The organism is Candidatus Eremiobacteraceae bacterium, from assembly GCA_035314825.1.
Lineage (GTDB): Bacteria > Vulcanimicrobiota > Vulcanimicrobiia > Eremiobacterales > Eremiobacteraceae > JAFAHD01.
Map to the genome: position 1 here is coordinate 119,207 of DATFYX010000001.1, position 18,893 is coordinate 138,099.

An 18,893-nucleotide genomic window follows, 5' to 3' on the forward strand; every position below is an offset into this window, starting at 1 on the left:
CGTTTCCCTTTCCAAGGACGGGGGCACGCGATGCTCGACGCCATCGATCTCACGAAGGCCGATCCAGAGAACATGATGGGCGCGATCCTCTCGCTGCCCGATCAATGCGTGCGTGCCAGGGAGATCGCCTCGAGTGCGGCCCTTGAGCCGCTGCAAGGACGCGTGTTCGCCAACGCCGTCGTGGCAGGCATGGGCGGCTCGGCGATCGGCGGCGATCTGCTGCGCTCGATCTTCGAAGACGTGCTGCGCATGCCCGTCGAGGTGTCGCGCGACTACCACCTGCCGGAGTTCGTCGGCGCCGACTCGCTCGTCATCGCCGCCAGCTACTCGGGCAACACCGAAGAGACGCTTTCGGCCTACGCCGCCGCTCGCAAAGCACGCGCCGCGTTGCTGGCTGTCACCACCGGCGGCGAGCTGGCGGCGCGCTGCGCGAAAGACGGCGTGCCGGCGATCCTCATCCCGGGGGGCTTGCAGCCGCGCGCGGCGCTCGGCTATTCATTCGTGCCGCTCGTCGTCGCGGCAGCGCGCCTCGGACTCATGCCGGCGGATCTGCTCGCCGACCTTGACGAGATGGTCGCGATCCTCGAGCGTGTGCGCGATGAGTGCGCTCCCGACGTCGTCCAAGCGGACAACCGCGCAAAGCAGTTGGCGATGCAATGGCGCGGCTGCATCCCTGTCATCTACGGCTCGCAAGGCGAGCGCGGGGTCGTCGCCTACCGCTGGAAGACGCAGATCAACGAAAACGCAAAAGCGTTCGCCGCATCAGGCGTTCTGCCGGAGATCGACCACAACGAGATCGTGGGATGGAGCGGCCATGACGGCCCTCGCCGGCCAGCACAGGAACGACCGGAACGCGAGCTGGCGGTCGTGTTCTTGCGCGACGACCGCGAGCCCGACCGCATCCGCCGGCGCGCCGCGTTGACCAAGACGATCGTCGAGAAACGCGCGGCGTGCGTGGCCGAGATGTGGTGCTCGGGCGAAAGCCGGCTCGCGCGAGCGATGTCGCTCGTCTACCTCGGCGATTTCGCGTCTTGCTACCTGGCGTACGCCTACGGAGAGGATCCCACGCCGGTCGTAGTCATCGACTGGCTGAAGTCGGAGCTGGCGAAGGCGGCCCGACCTTAGCGATCGACTGGCCGGTCGAGATCATCCCCGTCACGAGATTCGCCGAGAGCCGGTTGGTGCGCGTCTCCACTCCCTGATAGAGCACGTCGGTGTCACCGGGGCAGTTGAGGATCTGCGTCGAGTTGTTCCAGACCAGCGCCTGCGTGATGAAATGCTGGTTCTCCGGCAGTCCGATCGACCACACGTGCACGCCCTGGTCGGCGGAATAGTTGAGGCTGCGAGTATCGACGGTGACCTCGCCGGCGGTGATCTTGTACATCGGGTGGCCGCGCAGGTAGTAGGTCGCAGTCGCGTTGTGGTAGGTCTGCACGGTGCCGTCGACGCTGAACTCGGCGCGCTCGGCGGCGAAGTGCCAGCTCGTCTTGCCCTCGCGCAGCCCTTGTCCGGCGATGCGGTTGATGACGATCTTCGAAGTGCCGGTCGCAGGCACGAGATCGGGCGTCATCAGCCCCGCGACCAAGAAACCTACGATCGTCAGCGCGAAGGCGGCGCCGGCGATGCCCGCCCACAGCGGCCAGCGGCGGTACGCGGCCTCGATGAGGGCGTAGAAGAAATGGATCATATGCGGCGCGCTTTCGTCACGGCCGGAGGCGAGACCGCTGCTATCAGCAAGGCGACCAGCGCAAGCCCGGCAAGCCAGCCCGCGCCGTAGCGCACGTACGGGGTGTCGACCGGTGCCCCGATGTTCGCGCTGAGCACGCCCGCGGTATCGAGTGCCAGCTGCGCGACGACGCGGCCTTTCGGGTCGATGAATTGCGAGATGCCGGTGTCGGCCCCGCGCACCACCCAGCGGCCCGTCTCGACCGCGTCGATGGCCGCCAGGTCCGCGTGGATAAGCGGGCCTGAGGTCGGACCGAACCACGCGTCGTCGGTGATGATGAGCAGCGAGGTCGCGCCCAAGAGCGCGGTCTGGCGCGCGTACGATGAGTACGCCGACTCGAAGCAGATAAGCGCGCCGAAACGATTGCCTTCGACGGTCAACAGCCCGGCACCGGGGCCGTGGGCGAAGTTCGATGCTTGGTCGAAGCCTGGCAAGCTGCGGAAGATCGAGTCGAAGGGCAGGTACTCGGCGAACGGCACCAAGATGTGCTTGCGATAGACGTCGTGCAGCTGGCCCTGCGGATCGAGCGTGATGATGACGTTGTAGGTCTCGCCGCGCTGCGGCGCGTCGACGGTTCCGGCAAGCAGCCACACGTGCTGCTCGCGCACGAGGTATTGCAGCTGGCCCAGGATCTCGGGCTTCTCGAGCGGGTAGTCGGTGACCGCGGTCTCCGGCCACACCACGATGCGCGACCCGCCGGCGGCGGCGCGGCGCGTGAGCGTGGAATACGTGGAGATCGTCTGCGCAAAGCGCGCAGGCGACCACTTGACGCGCTGCGAGACGTTGCCTTGCACGATCGCGATCTTCGTGCCGGCCGGCGGCACTGCGACGCCTTCGCGCAGCGCGTCACCGATGGCCACGAGCACGACCAGGCAGCCGAGCGCGGCGACGGCGACCACGCGCGTGGTCCGATCGCCGAAGAGCAGGCCCGCGACCGCGCCGTTGGCCAGCGCGATGATCGCGGTCAATCCGTAGATCCCCGCGTACGCTGCGAGCGGCAACAGCCACGCGACGTGCGGCGCGATGGCGCCGAGCTGCGCGAACGGCATGCTGGCCTCACCATTCGTGCGCACCGACTCCATGATCAGCCAGGCGGCTGGCGCCGCGAAGATCATCGGCGCGCCGAAGCGCCCGCGCGCGACGAGCGCGATCGCGACCGCGCCGACGGCCATGAACAAGCTCTCGATGACCGACAGCAGCCCGAGCGCGACGAAGCGAGCCGCGCCGATCTCGTCGCCGAGCGAGAAGATCATCCACTGGTCCACGATCGCGTAGAAAATCGTGCACGAAAGCACGCACCAGCCGAGCGCCGCTTTCCAGGACGACTCGGACCAGAGCCAGAACAGGGGGGCGAAGGCGACGAACGCCAGCGGCCACAGGTCCGTTTTCGGAAACGCCAGCGCCGCGAGCAGCGGGCATGCGATCGCCACCAGCAGACGAAGAAAGAATGAATTCCGACCTGCCACGACGCTCATCGTTCGCGCTCGCGCGCGCCGCGTCCGCCCTGCTCGTCGCCGCATTGCTGGGAGCGTGCGGGCGAGGCCCCCTCACGCCGCCGCCGATCAGCGTCGTCGGCGGCACGATCCAATTCCAGTTGATCGTCGCCGGCGCGATCACCCCGGCGCAAGGTGATTACATCATCGCGGTCAACGCGGTGACCGCGGACGGCACGAGCGTCAATCCCGGCGAGCCGGCCGGCATGCCGACGGTGGCCGAGGCGCAGGCCGGTTCGTTCACCCATTGGGATCAGGAGTTCGTCTACGGCTTCGACACGACGGCGGCGCCCAACGGCTTCAACTACGCGTACAAGGCGCTTGGCACCGGCGGCATCGTCACTTTCGTGCCCATCATCTTGACGACCAACCAGTTCATCTTCAACCCGAGCCTGTCGACCGGCACGGGCGTGAACAACACGCTCTCCATCACGCTGCCCATCGCGGCGCTCTCGATCCGCTCCAACCCCAACGGCACGCAGCCGCCGACCGTCAGCTCGCCCGCGGCAGTGCTGCTGCACGTCAACTACATCACGACCGACAATAGCCCCACGCACGTGCCGCAAGACCAGCTCGGCTGCTGTAGCCTGTTGACCAGCGGTTACGATCTGCCGGTCGATCTGACCAAATCCGCGACGTATTTCAACCAGCTCACGTCGCCGCCGACCAAGTCCGGCCCGGCTAATCCGAATCTGTTCATCGCCGGCGGCCAGATCATCGTCACCCCCGGCTAGGGCGACCCGAAGCTCTGCGGCAAGATCGAGCTGCCGGTCAGCCCGAAGTTCACGGTTTGGGTCGGGAACGCCAGCAGCACGAACGAGATGTCGAGCTCGTGCAGCGCCTGCCGGTACGCGAGCCGGATCTGATAGCAATCGTTGACCGTGTGGGTCAGAAAGTAGTTCTGGCCTTGCAGCCCGTGCAGCTTGAAGTCGTAGTTGCCGAGGAACTGCAGGTAGTCGTTGCGCCCGAGCGGCGTCGACAGCGTGATGGCGAGCGGGCCGTAGCCGGTGCCGTGGGGATCGTACGACTCGCCGAGCAGCACGTTCGCATAGGGTGACGGGTTGACCGTCATCTGATAGTTGATCGAGCCGATGAACTTGTTCTTGAAGTCGTAGTTCGTCGTCGCCGTGAAATGGTACGCGCTCGCGTTGTAGATGTTGAGCGTCTCGTTGATCTGGTCGTATCCGACGAGCAGGTCGTAGGCCGGCATCGGCGTGTAGCCGCGCACGCTCTGCTCCTGATAGGCAAGCGTGTCGTCTGCGTGGCGCCCGAAGAATTTCTGCAGCGAGAACTGCTCGGTGATCGCGCCGCGCTCGTCGCCGGTACCGTAGATGTCCTGGCGGATGCCGACCAGTCCGGACGCGGTGGCGCTGTCGCCGATCCGGTAGAGCGCCGTGCCGGCTTGTCCGTTGAGATCGTAGCGCGCAGTCGTGATCTTGTCATAGCCGTCGTCGTACACGCCGTCGATCAGCGTGAGCTGCAGCGGCAGGCGCAGGTTGCTGATCGAGAAGGGGCGGCTGCGGATGGTGAGCTCCGGCACCTTTTGCAGCCCGATGACGGGCTGCGTGGTCTCACCGGCCGAGGTCGTATTGCTCGTCTGGCCGTGGTTGGTCGAGACGAGCAGGTCGGCGTCGAACGCGCGCGCGGCGTAGCGCGTGTCCTGCTGGAAGAGCACCGAGCGCGAATACGAGTTGGATTCGAACGGCGTGCCGGCCGCGAAGACCGAGTTGTTGTACTGGAGCTGCAGCGAGACGTTCTCCGAAAACGCCGGCGAGAACGCGATGCTGTGGTTGATGAGCCCGCCCACCGAGCTGCTCGGCCCGGTGGTGGTCGCCGTGCCGCCGTAGCTGGTCGTGCTGCGCGCGCCGTTGTGCACGACGTTGACGTTGGCGGACAGCGTCGGCGGAATCGTGTTGAGCAGCGACTGGCTCACGTAGCTCGCGTTCGCCGACAGCGTGACGTGGTGCGAGAAGATGCGCTGGTAGGTCAGCCCTGAATTCAGCGAGTTGCGCACGCCCGTGTTCTGGAATTGATAGTTATTGCTGTGCAGGTCGTAGATCGTGAACTCGCCCGATCCCGAGCCGTCGCGGCGCGCGAAATACAGATCGACACCCAGCCCGATGCCCGCTTTCTGGTAGAAATCGATATGGTACGTGCCGTAGAAATATTGGCTCGAGTAGAAATTGATATAGTTCTTCAGGAAAAAGCCGTAGATGGAGTTGTAGCCGATGCGCGGTGCGATCGCGCTCGGGCGCCGTTGGCCTTCTTGCGTCAGCGGCACGACGAGGATGCCAAGCCCGGCGACGAGATACTTGCCCAGGTAGAGCGCCGGGCTATGCGCGATGAGCCGGTCGTTGGGCCGCAGCTCGATCTCTTTGCCGGTGATGTGGTACGCGACGTGGTGCAGGTCGCAGGTCGTCACCCACCCGCGCTCGAGCACCGCGTGGCCGTTGTGGTCGATCGTGATGCGCTGGCCTTTGTAATAGACGAACCCGTGGATCCGCTCGGATTGAAAGGCGACCGCCGAGCTTTGCCCCTCGACCCCGTCCATGATGACGCGATCGCGGCCCACGTCATAGTCGAGCGCCTGCGCGGTCGCGTTGTCGCCGTTGGCGGCGACGTAGTGGACGTTGCCGATGGCGCGCACGGTGCGCGTCGCGGCGTCGTAGTGCGCGCGGTCAGCGGTGATGCTTGAATCGCCAGAGACGATCAGCACGTGGCCGTCGGCGTCCATGTCTCCGTTCGCCTTGCCGTAGAGACGGTCGGCGGTGAGCCGGCCGAACCCGGGCGGCGGCGACGGCGGCGCAGCGGTCTCGCTCACCGCCGGCGCGCCCGAAACATGCGGAGCCGGCTGCACCGGACGGATGAGCACGGGGTACGAGTCCGGATCGGGCGGACCTGTGGGATTGCTCGCCGGCGTCTGCGGTGGTGCGGTGGGCGGCGTGATCATCGGCATCGGCATGGCACTGCCGGCAGCCGCAGATGGCACGGGCGACGGTGACGGGGTCGAGCTTATGGAATTCTGGTCGCCTGAGTCCGCGTTCGCATGGCCGCCGGCCGCGGCCACGAACAGCGCCGCAGCGAGGGCTGCGGCGGCGACTCCCCACGTGCGGCTGCGTCGTTCGCGCAAAGGCGGATTATCGTTCCTCGAGCAGGAGCAGCACGAGGCCCGCGGAGCCCATGATGATGTTGGGCGCCCACGCGGCGAGCACCGGCGGCATGGCGCCGCTCTTGCCGAGCGCATTCGTGGCGGCCATGATCAGATAGTACCCGAGCAGGATGACGATGGCGAAGATCGCCGCCACGCCCCGGCCCCGTTTGCCGAAGCGGATGCCCATGGGCAGTGCGATGAGCACGCCGATCAAGCAGGCGGCGGGCATCGCGTATTTCTGCTGCAGCGACATCTCCAGCTGCGTGACGTCCTGGCCGCCGGTGCGCAGGTTCTGGATCTGCAGCCGCAGCTCGCGCGAGTTGGTCTCGAACGCGCTTTGCGGCGAGTACAGCAGACTGGTGTCGCCCAACGGGAACTCGAGCCGGTCGAAGTGCTTCACCTGCGACACCGTGCCCTGAAAACCGGTCGTCGTCACCACCCCGTCCTCCAACACCAGCTTGCCGCCGACCTGGTGGCCGACGCGTGCGGTCAGCGTCTCGGGCCAGTAGCCGGCGCCGATGTTGAACACCTGCACGTTGTGCATGACGCCCGTGCCCGAATCGACCGATTGGATGTAGATCACATGTTGGCCGTCGGTCGTGCGGAAGAACTGATAGGGTTGGATGATCGCTTGCGTCGAGTGAAACGCGATCTGGCGGAACAGCTCGACCGACTTGGCCTGCGAACGCGGCGCGATCTCTTCGTTGATGCCGAAGGCGATGAACGTCATGATGACGCCCAGCACATAGCATGGCAGCGCGATGCGCTGCAGGCTGATGCCGCTCGTGCGCATGGCGGCGATCTCGTTGTCGGCGGAGAGCCGGCCGATGCCTAACAAGATGCCGAACAGGCACGAGAACGGCAAGATGAGGTACATCAGGGCGGGCAGTTGGAGCGCGAGATATTTGGCGATGAGGATCGCCGGCACGCCTTTGTTGATGACGTATTCGGCCGCCAAGAACAGCGAATTGATGAGCATGAAGAGCGTGAACGCGGCGATCGCGAAGCCGAAGGGCGCGAGCAGTTCGCGCGTCAGATATTGGTCGAGGATCGAGAGGGAGAAGTAGCTCGAGCCGAGCCGGCGGGCCGGCTGCGGCGTTCCGTGCCCGACGGATAGCCAGTCCAGGCGTTCGCCGGACGGCGGCTCCGCGGCCGGTGCGGCCGGCGGGCCCAGCGTCGTGGATCGCGAGATCGGCCGGCCGAAGGCGCCGAACATCAGGCGCCCGTACCTACTTGTGCGCTGCCGGCGCGTGGTACAGTGAGAGCACGCTGCTGACGTATGCGTCGGTCTCGGCGTACGGCGGGATGCCCTTGTAGCGCGCGACCGCGCCCGAACCTGCGTTGTATGCGGCGAGCGCCAACGAGACGTTGCCGTTGTACTCGCGCAGCAGATCGCTCAAGTGTTTGGCGCCGCCGGCCACGTTCTGCTCGGGATCCCACGGATCGGCGACGCCGTACGCGCGCGCAGTGCCCGGCATGAGCTGCATGAGCCCCATCGCTCCCGCGGTCGAAACGGCCGACGGGTCGCCGCCCGATTCCACCCGGATGACGGCCTTGACGAGGTTGGGGTCCACATGGTTGGCCTTGGCCTGCTGGCTGACGATGCGGTCGAGCCGCTGCTGCGCCATGCTGTGCGGGCCCTCGCCGAACGGCAAGAAGCCCCCGCCGCTGCAGCCCGCAAGGACCGCCGCAGCGATGACCGGCGCCGTACGCCAAAAGGCGCGCTGGGCGTCCACCAACGTCGTAAAGCTCCTTTTCGCCATTCTCTCCGGGGCCCGTTCAACGCGGCCGGAGGCTCTACATCTATACGTATCGGCACCGTCTGGCGGCTTAACGAACCTCTCATCGGCGCGCGGACAAACAAGCAGCCGACCCCGCCAACGGGCAGTTGCGAAGGAGTGCGACGCGCAGGCTGGGTGGGTCGCTCCTATGTCCTGGCGCGGCGGCCGGCGACCGTCTTGTAACAGTCCTGGCAATACACCGGCTTATCGGCTCGGGGCGAGAACGGGACTTGCGTCGCCACGCCGCATTGAGAACAGATCGCGTCGTACATCGTGCGCTCTCCGCTCGCGGCGGAGCGATCGCGTTTGCGCGCCTGCCTGCAGTTCGGGCAACGGGCTGGTTCGTGCTCGAAGCCTTTTTGTGCGTAGAATTCTTGCTCGCCCACCGTGAAGATAAATTCGGAACCACAGTCGCGGCAGGTCAGCGTGCGGTCTTGCAGTGCCACTTAACGCTCTCAGTTCCACCATCTGGAAACGCGAAAATGTCCGAGGCCTTGATGAGGGCCACGAAACAGTGCAAAAACTCTAGCACAACTCCTCACCGAAAAGCAACCGTGCAGGCCATGATAGAAGCGCGCGCGTAACAACCAGCGCTATGCGCCTTCCCAAAGCTTCTGTTCTTATCGCCGGGGCCATTGCCGCCGCGGCGGCCGGCTTGCTCCAGACCTATGCCGCATTGGCGGCCGCTCCGGCCGTCGGATCGCTTGCACCCGATTTCTCGCTGCAGACCACGGCCGGCAAGCCCTTGCGGCTGTCGGATCTGCGCGGCAAGGTCGTCGTGCTGAACTTTTTCGCGACCTGGTGCCCGCCATGTCGCGCCGAGACGCCCGATCTCGTGAGCATCGCCGGCAGCTATACGCCGCGCGGCGTCACCTTCGTTGGCATCGACGTCAAAGAGTCGCCCGAGCTCGTCTCGGAGTTCGCCGGCGCCAAGGGCGTCGGCTACACGCTTGTGCTCGACCGCGACGGCAAAGTCAATGACGCCTACGATGTGCGCGCGATTCCGACCACCTACGTCGTAGGCCGCGACGGACGCATCCTGTACCGCCAAGTCGATCAGCTCTCGGGCACGGTTCTTGCGAGCGCGCTCAACGATGCGCTCGCCGGCCGCATCGCGAACGAGTCGGCGCTCGGCCGGCGTTTCGCCGCCGCCGCCGCGGATGGATCGCAGCTCGTCAGCGCCGACCTCTCGCACGCGAGGACCGCTGCCGCCGCGCACGACAAGGCAGCCGCTGTGGACGCTGCCGGGCAGGCGATCGCCGCCGGCGTCGCCGCGAACAAGAAGCTCGACGATCTGCAGAGCTCTGACGACCAGTCGGCGATCAACTTCTGGCTGAGCGCCCAGCAACGCGATGCCCTCGGGGCGGTGCTCGCGCAAGCGTATCAGCTGCGGGCTCAGCTCCAGCCGTCGGCCAAGTCGACGCAGTCGGACCTCGAGCAAGCGGCGCTGCTGCTCGGACAAAAAGCTGAAGACGAAGAACGCTTTGCGCAGGCGGAGAGCTACTACAAGCAGGCCGCCGTCTATGCGCCCAAAGACCCCAAGGCGTACGACGGCATCTATCTCGCCGCGTACGAGCAGCGCGATTACGCGACGGCGCGCGCGGCGGCGGAGACGGAGACCGAGATCGCGCCGAAGGATCCGGAGAGCTGGCTCACGCTGGCGTCGGCGCTGAACTCCCTGAAGCAGTACGACGATGCGCTGGCGGCGGAGCACAACGCCCTCGTGCTGGCGACTTTGGATTACGCGAATCATCCTTTGAAGAAGCGTGCCGCCTACGAAGTGGGCCGCGTCTTCCTCAAGACCGGACGCACGCAGATCATGGCCGGCAAAGATGACGACGCCACACTCTCGCTGGCGACCTCGTCCATCATGGCGCCGGGCACGATCGTCGCCCAGCAGGCGGACGAACAGCTGGCCGCGCTCTCGCCGCAGCCGGTCTATGTCGCGATCTCGGGGTCGGACAACGTGGCGACCAACGGCACTGCGCCCGCCAAGCTGTGGGTGACGGTGCGCAACGCAGCGCCGCAGACGCGCATGGTGCACCTCGCAGCCGTCAACGTGCCCAAGAAGTGGGTGCTGTCGTTCTGCTACGACAAGGTCTGCGATCCATATAAGAGCGACGTGTCGCTCGGCCCGAACTCGACGCGCCGCGTCGAGCTCCAAGTGGTGCCGCTCGGCCCGGTGCAGGGGTCATGGCGCATGACGCTAGCGCCCGGCGGCGTGGATCAAATGGATGTCAACGTCGACGGCCGCGCAGCGAAGGCGAACATCACGGTCCTCGCTTCTTAAGAAAAGACGTCGCGAACCATAGGAGCCGCGCTCGTGCGCGGCTCTTGCGCATTCTCAGAGGCCCGAACAGGTGTGTCCCACTTTACAAACTACCGATAAGTGGGGTATAGTGGGGCAAAGTGGCATACCGTGGGGCTTGGGACCTCTATTATGAGCGCTCTCCCGAAGTTTACGGGACAGTTCGAACATTCTCTGGACGAGAAGGGTCGTTTGACCATCCCGGCCCGTTTTCGCGCGCGCCTGGGCGATCACTTCGTGCTGACGATCGCCCCGCCCGAGCCGTGCCTGGCGATGTACCCGGAATCGGCCTGGTCGGATTTCTGCGCCAAGCTGGAAGCCGCGCCGCGCAAGGACGCGCAGTACCGCGCCTTCGTCCGGCATCTGTTCGCGCACACCGAGGAGGTCACGCTGGATGCCCAGGGTCGGCTTCTCATCCCGCCTGCGCTGCGCGAGTACGCTGCGCTCGAGCGCGATGCGGTGCTGGTCGGTGCGCTGACGCGCATCGAGATGTGGGCGGCGGGCAATTGGCGCAAGGCCAGCGCGGCGCCCGAGCGGATGGCCGATCTGATGACCGAGCTTGGACTCTACTAGCCATGTGCCGGTCATGCTCGATGAGGCGCTCGCGCTGCTCGTGCCGGCAGATGTCGAAAGTCCGGTTCTTGTCGACTGCACCTTCGGCGCCGGCGGATTCACGCAGGCCATCCTCGCTCAGATTTCGGGAGCGCGCGTCATCGCGCTCGACGCCGATCCGCAAGCCTTTGAGCGCGCGCGAACGCTCGCGCAGCGCTATCGACAACGCCTCACGCCGGTCCATGCAAATTTCGCGCAGCTCGCCGAGGTGCTCGCCTCGCTTGGAGTGGGCAGCGTGAACGGCATCGTCTACGACCTCGGCCTCTCGTCGTTGCAGCTGGCCGATGCGGCGCGCGGATTCGCATTCGCAGGCGAGGGCGAGCTCGACATGCGTCTGGATCCGACGTCCGACGCCGCGACCGCCGCGCAATTGCTCGCGACCGCAAAAGAAGGCGAGATCGCGGATATCATCTTCGAATTCGGAGACGAGCGCAACGCGCGCCGTATCGCGCGCCAGATCGTCAGGCGGCGCGAGCGCTCGCCGCTGCGCACGACGTCCGATCTGGTCGCAGCCGTCTTGGCCGCGCAACCGCGGGGCGCGCACCGCCGCGGCATCCACCCGGCGACGCGCACGTTCTTGGCGTTGCGCATGGCGGTCAATGAAGATCTTGACAGCCTGTCGGCGAGCCTTGAAGATGCGATCGCGTGCGTCCAGCCGGGCGGCCGGATCGCCGTCATCAGTTTCCATTCCGGCGAGGATCGCGTCGTCAAACATCAATTCGCCGCGTGGCGGCGCGCGGGCGTCGCGGAGATCCTGACGCGCAAACCGCTGTCCCCGACGCAGACCGAGATCGCGGCCAATCCGCGCAGCCGCAGCGCGAAGCTGCGCGCCGCGCAACGCACCTCTGAGAATCTGCCGAGGAGCGCGTAGCGATGCCCGCCGCGCACGCCTACAAGCTCGAATTCGACCGGCGCTTGGCGCCGGCGCCGCGCAGCGCGCGCACACGCGCCGCCGGAGCTCGCGCCGCGCGCCGCAAGACGATGTCGAGCGCGCGTATCGTCGCCATCGCGATGGTGCCGTTGATCCTGATCTTCGGCTACGTCGGCCTCACCGCGGAGCTCGCGGCTCAGACCTATCGCCTCAACGCCGATCAAACGCTGCAGGCACAGCTGGTGCAGACGGACGACGCGCTGCGCCAGCGCGTGGCGCAGGCCCAATCCGTCGCACGGCTCGAGGCCGCTGCCGCCGCGCTGCATATGAAAGAGCCCGCGCGCGTCGCGGTGATCAGATTGCCCGCTCCAAGCAGCAAGCCCACGACCACGGCCTTCGCCGCCGGAATCGCGAGCTTCACGCGCTTGTTCTTCGCGCGCTAGCGGCGCGCCGGCTCGCCGCGTGAAGGATAAAGAACGAAGCCGCCTTCGCGCGCGCGCCATCTTCATCTTCTGGGTGTTCTTCCTCGTCACCGGTCTGCTGGCGGCACGACTCTATAAGGTACAAGTGCGCGACGGGGCCGCACTCGCGTCCATCGCGGTCGACCAGCACCGCGCGGAATATCCGGTCAGCGGGCGGCGCGGCCGGATCGTGGATCGCTTCGGCGCGGTCTTCGCGGGCACGTCGCCGGCGGTGCAGGTCTTCGCGCAACCGCCCGACGTGACGGACACGCACGCTGTGGCGCTCACGCTCGCTCCGCTGCTTCACCAGCCCGCTCCGCTGCTCGAGCGCGAACTGTCGGAACACACGACCTTCATCTACCTCGACCGCATGCGCCCCAAGGCGCTTGGCGAACGCATCGACGGTCTCGCGCTGCCCGGCATCGGCACGAACGACGAGCCGACGGGCCTGCGCATCGACCCGCAGGGCCGCATCGGCTCGACGGTCATCGGTTTCACCGGCATCGACAATCAAGGTCTCGCCGGAATCGAAGTGTCGTTCAACGATGTGCTCGCGGGCAAACCCGGCCAGGTCGTCGAGGAGACGGACAGCCAGCTGCGGCCGATCCCCTTCGGACGACGCGTCGTGCAAGAGGCCGTCACCGGCGACACCGTCGTGCTGACGATCGACCGCTCGCTGCAACTGGCGGCGGAGGACGTGCTGGCCAAGACGGCGACCAGATACAGCGCGCGCAGCGCCAGCGCGATCGTCTTGCGCGCCGGCACCGGCGAGATCCTCGCGCTCGCCAATTGGCCGAACTTCGATCCAAACCGCTACGCCGCGTTTCCGCAGGAGTCGTACAAGGACCGCGCGATCACCGATCCCTTCGAGCCTGGATCGACGTTCAAGCTGATCACGGCGACCGCGGCCATCGACTCCGGCCGCGTCGGGCTCGACGACACTTTTCCCGCCGAGAACGTCATCGATATCGGCGGCTACGTCATCCACAACGCCGATGACGGCCTGATGTCATCCGGACACGCGCGCGAAACGCTTTCGGACATCGTCACGTTCTCGCACAACGTCGGCGCCGCGGAAGTGGCGCTGCGCGTGGGCAAACAGACGATGGGCGAGTACATCAAGCGCTTCGGGCTCGACGAGGTCAGCGGCGTCGACCTGCCTGGCGAGAGCCCCGGCATCATCGACACGCCCGACCATTGGTACGGTTCGCGCGAAGCCACCATCGCCTTCGGCCAGGGCGTCTCGGTCACGGCGCTCGCCCTTGCGCGGGCGTATGCCGCGATCGCCAACGGCGGCCTTCTCATGCGCCCCCTGATCGCGCACGAAGTGCTCGATCCCGACGGGCACGTCGTGCGCGTGTATCAGCCGCAAGCCGTGCGCCGGGTCATGCGCCCGCAGACCGCCGCGGCGCTGCTCGCGATGCTGCGCAACGTCGTCAGACAAGGTACCGGCACGAACGCCCAGATCGCCGGCTACGCGGTGGCCGGCAAGACCGGCACGGCGCAGATCGTCGCGCACGGCGAGTATCAGCAGGGCGAATACATCGCGTCGTTCATCGGCATCGTGCCAGCGGACAAGCCGCAGTACGTCGTGCTCGTCAACGTCGAGCGTCCGCGCGGCGCGTACTACGGCGGCATCGTCGCGGCGCCGGCGTTCCGCGAGCTGGCGCTGCGCGTGCTCTGGCGCGAGGGCATCCTGCCCAAGCGCACTGACGGCGACCTGGCCGACACCGCGCCGCCTCCGAGCCCCGCGCCCGTGCGCCGCGAGGCGCCCGCCACCGCTCGGAGGAATACGACTCCTATACATCAATGACGAATCCGATGCCGACGCTGCTCCGGCGTCTGCTCGCCGGCGTGAGCGACGCGCGCGTGAGCGGCGATCCCGACGTCCTCATCACCTCGATCAGCATCGACTCGCGGCGCGTCGAGCGCGGCGGCCTGTTCGCGTGCCTGCGCGGATTGCACGCCGACGGGCACGTGCATGCGGCTGAGGCGGTAGCCTCCGGCGCGGCCGCCGTGCTGGCCGAGCATGACGTCGAGATCGGCAGCGCGCCGCTGGTCGTGGTCCCGTCCGTGCTCGCGGCCCTTTCGCCGATCGCGGCCGAGCTGTGGGGCCGCCCCGCCAACGCGCTCACGTGCGTCGGGGTCACCGGCACGAACGGCAAGACGACGACGACGCACATCTTCGAGGCGATCGCCGCGGCCGCCGGCCGCTCGTTCGGCCTGATCGGAACGTTAGGTGCGCGCTTGGGCGACAAATTCTCCGTCGATCTGGCGCATACGACGCCCTACGCGCACGATCTGCAGGCGCTGCTCGCGCGCTTTCGCGCGGCGGGAGCGAACGGAGCGGTGCTCGAGGTCTCCAGTCACGCGCTCGCCATGCATCGCGTCGACGACGTGGAGTTCGACGTGGCCGCGCTGACCAACATCACGCACGACCATCTCGATTTCCACGGCAGCTTCGAGACCTACGCCAACACGAAGCGGCGCCTGTTCGAGCTGGCACGGCGCAACGAGGTGAAGCCGCATGGGATGTGCGTCATCAATCTCGACGATGCTGAAGGCAGGCGCCTCGCCGCCGAGCTGCCCGCCGCGCTGAGCTACGCGGTGGACAATCCGGATGCCGCGCTGCGTGCGGTCAACGTCGAGCTATTCGCCGACGGCTCGCGCTTTTCGGTGCCCGCATTGCGCCCCGCGCCGTTCATGATGCGACTGCCCGGGCCGTTCAACGTCGCCAACGCCATGACCGCGATCGCATGCGCGAGCGCGCTTGACTTCGACGTCGAAGCGATCGCGCAAGGGCTGCTCGCGGTCAGCGCTGTGCCCGGCCGGATGACGCAGGTGCCCGCCGAGCGCATCGGCGTCTATGTGGACTACGCGCACACCCCCGACGGCTTGCGCAACGTCTTGCGCGCGGCGCGCGCGCTCACCGAGCACCGCGTGGTGTGCGTGTTCGGCTGCGGCGGCGACCGCGACCCGCTCAAGCGTCCGGTGATGGGGCGCATCGCGCGCGAGCTCGCCGATCACGTCGTGCTGACGACCGACAACCCGCGCTTTGAAGATCCCAAGCGCATCATCGACGACGTGCTTGCCGGCATGGAAGGCGCCGGCGCCAGCTATAGCGTCGAGCCCGACCGGGCGCGCGCCATCGAGAGCGCCATCGCAGAGGCCGAGCCAGGCGACGTCGTCGTGATCGCCGGCAAGGGCCACGAATCGTATCAGCTCATCCGCGGCGATCGCGTGCCGTTCTCGGATGTGAGCATGGCCGAGGCCGCCATCCGCAAGGCCGGCGCATGAGCAGGTTGACGCTGTCGCGCTTCCTTGAAGCGTCGGGCGGCAGGCTGGCCGGCACTGCGCGGCTCGAGGCAGACACGCCCTTCGTCCCCAGCACCGACTCGCGCACGCTGCGCCCCGGCGAGACCTTCGTGGCCCTGCGCGGGGAGAGCTTCGATGGCCATCATTATATAGGGGCTGCGCGCGCCGCCGGAGCAGCGGCGCTGGTCGTCGACCGCCTCGAGGCGGTACCGGCCGGCTGCGACGTCGTGGTGGTGGCCGTGGACGACGCCAAGGCCGCGTACCTGCGCGGCGCCGCAGCGGCACGACGCATGGCGGCGCGGACGCTCGTGGTCGCCATCACGGGCAGCGTCGGCAAGACGACCACCAAGGCGTTCGCGGCGCAGCTCATCGGCCGTTTTCGCCGCGTCATCGCCACACCCCAGAACGAGAACAACGAACTGGGGGTGGCAAAGCTCTGCTACGCCATCGGCGACGGCGTGGACGTCGCGATCGCGGAGTTCGGCGCGCGCCACCCGGGCGAGATCACGCAGCTTGTCGAAATCGCGGCGCCCGATGTCGGCGTGTTGGTCAACGTCGGAGAGGCGCATCTCGAATTCTTCACGAGTCGCGAAGAGCTCGCACGCACCAAGTTCGCCATCTTCGGCGCGGGCGCTCGAGCGGTGTGCAATGCGGCCGACGAGTGGACGCGCCGTCTTGCCATCGAAACGGGCATCGCCGAACGCGCGCTGTGGGTGCGGCTGTGCGGCGAGCCGGACATGCCGGGTCTGACGCTCGAGGCCGGTGAACCGCGCGACGGCCGCGTGCCGCTCTCGCTCGGCGCTTCGCACGCCTTCGCTGCCTGGCACCTGATCGGCGAGCACCATCTGCGCGACGCGCTGCTCGCCGCCGCCGCCGGGCTGCAGTGCGGCTTGCGCTTCGAGGAGGCGATCGACGGCTTCGGCGATCTGCGCTTGCCGCCGGGCCGATTCGAGCAGCACGCGTTGCCCAGCGGCGCGATCGCGGTCTACGACGCGTACAACGCAAGCCCGACCTCGATGCGCCACGCGCTGCGCGCGTTCGCGTCATTGCCCGCTCAACGCCACATCGCCGTGTTGGGCAGCATGGCCGAGCTCGGTGAAAGTGCACCCACCGGACATGCGCGGACCGGCGCGGCCGCCGCGCAGAACGGGATGGACGCTCTCTACTGCGGTGGCGACCACGCGCAGGCGATCGCGCTCGGCGCGCTCGAGGCCGGCATGGCGCCGACGGCCGTGCACACCTATGTGACCAATGCCGAGATCGCACAAACGCTTCGCGCTCAGCTGCGCGAACGCGATGCCGTGCTGTTGAAGGGCTCTCGCATCCAGCGCATGGAGGAGATACTGGACGTTCTGCTCGCCCCCGAGAGCGGCACGTCTGCAGCACCGAAAGCCGAGACGTCTGAGGCGGCGAGAGCCGCCGAAGCCGAGTCGGGGAGGGAGATTGTCCCGAAGCTCTCCGGCGTTCTCGGCGCAGGTGCTGCAGACGTGCCGCTCTGGCACGCGAAGACGTTCGATGTGCGCGCTCCTGAGCTGCCCGCGCGCATCGTCGCGCTGCCGGTGCGCACGCCTTTGGTCAAGCCCGGGGATGACCTCGCCGCGCTCGTCGCGCAGTGCGTGCGCGGCATCGCGGACGGCGACGACGTCGCGTGCATCTCGGAGACCGCCGTCGCGATCGCGCAAGGACGCTCGATTCCGGCGGAGTCGATCCGGCCGGGCCGGCTCGCGCGCATGCTCGCCGATCGCGCCGGATCGTATGCGACGATGAATCAGCCCGAATCGATGCAGCTGGTGATCGAGCACGTCGGCGCCGCCAAAGTGGTGGCAGCGGCCGTCGCAGGGGCGGCCGGCAGGCTGGTCGGCAGGCGCGGGGACTTCTATCGCATCCTCGGCCCGGCCGTCGCCGAGATCGACGGCTACACGGGCACGATGCCGCCATACGAACGGCATATCGTGCTGGGCCCGCAAGATCCGCAGGCCGTCGCCGAGCAGATCGCCCCCGCGTGCGGCGCCCACGTCGCCATCGTCGACGCCAACGACCTGCACAAGGTCGAAGTGCTTGGCGCAAGCGCAGCCGTGAACCGCGACGCGGTGCGCGCCTGCCTGCGCGACAACCCCCATGGCAACAGCGATCAGCAGACGCCGATCGTCGTGCTCAAGTATCGGCCCACCCCGAGCTCGCCCGCGGCTTCGCCGCTGCTGCTCTGATGCCGGCGGACAGCACGTCCGTCTTCCTGCTCGTCGCGTTCGCCGTCGGCGCGCTCCTGGCCGCCGCGATCATCCCAGCGCTCATCTCGTGGCAGCGCCGGCGCGAGCTCGGACAGCAGATCTACGAAGACGGTCCCGCGTCGCACGCCGTCAAACGCGGCACGCCGACGATGGGCGGCATCGCCTTCATCGCTGCAGCACTGGCCGGCGCGTTCATTCCGCCGATCGACGCCGTGTGGCGCTGGCCGGTCGTCTTGCTCGTCATCGCGGCCGGGGCGATCGGCTTCGCAGATGATTACCTTAAGCTCGTGCGGCGCCGCCCGCTCGGACTGCGGGCGCGGGCCAAGTTCGCGCTGTTGCTCATCGTCGCCGCGTGCTTTACCGCCTGGGCGTGGCAGGCGCACCAATTCGCCGCCGTCTGGTTCACCGGATACGTGGCGCTGCCGCCATGGCTGTGGGCCCTTCTCGCGGTGTGTGCGATCGTCGGCGCCGCCAACGCGGTGAACCTGACCGATGGCCTGGACGGGCTCGCCGCCGGCGCAGCGATACCGCCGCTCATGCTCATGAGCTTCCTCTTCGCCGGGACCATCGCAGCAGCGGTGGTCGGCAGCTGCGCCGGATTCTTGTACTTCAACCGCCATCCCGCGCGCATCTTCATGGGCGACACCGGCGCGCTCGCTTTAGGCGCGCTGCTGGGCGGGCTCGCGATCGAATATAACTTCCTGCTCGTGTTGCCGCTCATCGGGATCGTCTTCGTGCTCGAGGCGCTCTCCGTGATCGTGCAGGTGATCAGCTTCAAGTCCACAGGCCGGCGAGTCTTCAAGATGACGCCGCTGCATCATCATTTCGAGATGTCCGGTTGGCCCGAAGGCCGAGTGACCGGCGCGTTCATCGCGGCGTCGTTCTGCGCGACGTTCGTCGCGCTCGTGTTCCTCTTGATCGGCGCGCGAGGCCTCGCGCTGTAAATG

Annotated in this window: 16 protein-coding genes; 10 read left to right on the forward strand and 6 right to left on the reverse strand. The window is 67.3% G+C overall.

Annotated features, from left to right (window positions below; all coding sequences use genetic code 11):
* Window positions 1-30 precede the first annotated feature (30 nt).
* Window positions 31-1,125, forward strand: coding sequence for a bifunctional phosphoglucose/phosphomannose isomerase (locus VKF82_00625; protein ID HME80557.1), 1,095 nt, complete (start codon window positions 31-33; stop codon window positions 1,123-1,125).
* On the opposite strand, the gene VKF82_00630 is transcribed toward VKF82_00625, so the two are convergent.
* Window positions 1,079-1,687 (reverse strand): hypothetical protein, encoded by a 609-nt coding sequence (locus VKF82_00630; protein ID HME80558.1) that lies wholly within the window; start codon window positions 1,685-1,687, stop codon window positions 1,079-1,081. The genes VKF82_00625 and VKF82_00630 overlap by 47 nt on opposite strands.
* Entirely contained in the window at window positions 1,684-3,192 is a 1,509-nt protein-coding gene (gene lnt / locus VKF82_00635) for an apolipoprotein N-acyltransferase (GenBank protein ID HME80559.1), read from the reverse strand. The genes VKF82_00630 and lnt overlap by 4 nt, the downstream gene beginning before the upstream one ends.
* Here lnt and VKF82_00640 point away from each other — a divergent pair.
* Window positions 3,174-3,953: a hypothetical protein gene (locus tag VKF82_00640; protein ID HME80560.1), complete on the forward strand. Its 780-nt coding sequence runs from the start codon at window positions 3,174-3,176 to the stop codon at window positions 3,951-3,953. The two genes, lnt and VKF82_00640, sit on opposite strands and share 19 nt — an antisense overlap.
* On the opposite strand, the gene VKF82_00645 is transcribed toward VKF82_00640, so the two are convergent.
* The 4 genes from VKF82_00645 to VKF82_00660 form a co-directional block, all read right to left on the reverse strand.
* Entirely contained in the window at window positions 3,950-6,349 is a 2,400-nt protein-coding gene (locus tag VKF82_00645) for a hypothetical protein (GenBank protein ID HME80561.1), read from the reverse strand. The genes VKF82_00640 and VKF82_00645 overlap by 4 nt on opposite strands.
* Before the next feature lie 7 nt (window positions 6,350-6,356).
* On the reverse strand, window positions 6,357-7,586 hold the full coding sequence (locus VKF82_00650) for an LptF/LptG family permease (GenBank protein ID HME80562.1): 1,230 nt from the start codon (window positions 7,584-7,586) through the stop codon (window positions 6,357-6,359).
* Window positions 7,587-7,599: 13 nt separating this feature from the next.
* A complete protein-coding gene (locus tag VKF82_00655; protein HME80563.1) occupies window positions 7,600-8,106 on the reverse strand; it encodes a lytic transglycosylase domain-containing protein in 507 nt (168 codons plus the stop codon).
* A 191-nt stretch (window positions 8,107-8,297) separates the two neighbouring features.
* Entirely contained in the window at window positions 8,298-8,597 is a 300-nt protein-coding gene (locus tag VKF82_00660) for a zinc-ribbon domain containing protein (protein HME80564.1), read from the reverse strand.
* Between the two features lie 149 nt (window positions 8,598-8,746).
* Here VKF82_00660 and VKF82_00665 point away from each other — a divergent pair, with 149 nt between their 5' ends.
* The 8 genes from VKF82_00665 (at window position 8,747) to VKF82_00700 (ending at window position 18,890) form a co-directional block, all read left to right on the forward strand.
* Window positions 8,747-10,441: a redoxin domain-containing protein gene (locus tag VKF82_00665; GenBank protein HME80565.1), complete on the forward strand. Its 1,695-nt coding sequence runs from the start codon at window positions 8,747-8,749 to the stop codon at window positions 10,439-10,441.
* Window positions 10,442-10,591: 150 nt separating this feature from the next.
* The gene (gene mraZ / locus VKF82_00670) at window positions 10,592-11,032 is read left to right on the forward strand and encodes a division/cell wall cluster transcriptional repressor MraZ (GenBank protein HME80566.1); all 441 of its coding nucleotides are present in this window, start codon (window positions 10,592-10,594) and stop codon (window positions 11,030-11,032) included.
* Complete coding sequence (gene rsmH / locus VKF82_00675; protein HME80567.1) at window positions 11,019-11,942, forward strand: 16S rRNA (cytosine(1402)-N(4))-methyltransferase RsmH; 924 nt, start codon at window positions 11,019-11,021, stop codon at window positions 11,940-11,942. Before mraZ ends, rsmH begins: the two co-directional genes overlap by 14 nt.
* A gap of 2 nt (window positions 11,943-11,944) precedes the next feature.
* The gene (locus tag VKF82_00680; GenBank protein HME80568.1) at window positions 11,945-12,385 is read left to right on the forward strand and encodes a hypothetical protein; all 441 of its coding nucleotides are present in this window, start codon (window positions 11,945-11,947) and stop codon (window positions 12,383-12,385) included.
* A gap of 19 nt (window positions 12,386-12,404) precedes the next feature.
* Window positions 12,405-14,216: a penicillin-binding protein 2 gene (locus VKF82_00685; protein HME80569.1), complete on the forward strand. Its 1,812-nt coding sequence runs from the start codon at window positions 12,405-12,407 to the stop codon at window positions 14,214-14,216.
* 8 nt (window positions 14,217-14,224) lie between these two features.
* Window positions 14,225-15,700 (forward strand): UDP-N-acetylmuramoyl-L-alanyl-D-glutamate--2,6-diaminopimelate ligase, encoded by a 1,476-nt coding sequence (locus VKF82_00690; GenBank protein ID HME80570.1) that lies wholly within the window; start codon window positions 14,225-14,227, stop codon window positions 15,698-15,700.
* A complete protein-coding gene (gene murF / locus VKF82_00695) occupies window positions 15,697-17,925 on the forward strand; it encodes a UDP-N-acetylmuramoyl-tripeptide--D-alanyl-D-alanine ligase (GenBank protein HME80571.1) in 2,229 nt (742 codons plus the stop codon). The genes VKF82_00690 and murF overlap by 4 nt, the downstream gene beginning before the upstream one ends.
* The gene (locus tag VKF82_00700; protein ID HME80572.1) at window positions 17,925-18,890 is read left to right on the forward strand and encodes a phospho-N-acetylmuramoyl-pentapeptide-transferase; all 966 of its coding nucleotides are present in this window, start codon (window positions 17,925-17,927) and stop codon (window positions 18,888-18,890) included. Before murF ends, VKF82_00700 begins: the two co-directional genes overlap by 1 nt.
* Window positions 18,891-18,893 lie beyond the last annotated feature (3 nt).

Excerpts from the sequence above, each read along its gene's own strand:
- VKF82_00625 (HME80557.1), top strand. The coding sequence starts at position 31 with ATGCTCGACGCCATCGATCTCACGAAGGCCGATCCAGAGAACATGATG.
- VKF82_00630 (HME80558.1), bottom strand. The coding sequence starts at position 1,687 with ATGATCCATTTCTTCTACGCCCTCATCGAGGCCGCGTACCGCCGCTGG.
- VKF82_00640 (HME80560.1), top strand. The coding sequence starts at position 3,174 with ATGAATTCCGACCTGCCACGACGCTCATCGTTCGCGCTCGCGCGCGCC.
- VKF82_00650 (HME80562.1), bottom strand. The coding sequence starts at position 7,586 with ATGTTCGGCGCCTTCGGCCGGCCGATCTCGCGATCCACGACGCTGGGC.
- VKF82_00665 (HME80565.1), top strand. The coding sequence starts at position 8,747 with ATGCGCCTTCCCAAAGCTTCTGTTCTTATCGCCGGGGCCATTGCCGCC.
- mraZ (HME80566.1), top strand. The coding sequence starts at position 10,592 with ATGAGCGCTCTCCCGAAGTTTACGGGACAGTTCGAACATTCTCTGGAC.
- VKF82_00680 (HME80568.1), top strand. The coding sequence starts at position 11,945 with ATGCCCGCCGCGCACGCCTACAAGCTCGAATTCGACCGGCGCTTGGCG.
- VKF82_00690 (HME80570.1), top strand. The coding sequence starts at position 14,225 with ATGCCGACGCTGCTCCGGCGTCTGCTCGCCGGCGTGAGCGACGCGCGC.
- murF (HME80571.1), top strand. The coding sequence starts at position 15,697 with ATGAGCAGGTTGACGCTGTCGCGCTTCCTTGAAGCGTCGGGCGGCAGG.
- VKF82_00700 (HME80572.1), top strand. The coding sequence starts at position 17,925 with ATGCCGGCGGACAGCACGTCCGTCTTCCTGCTCGTCGCGTTCGCCGTC.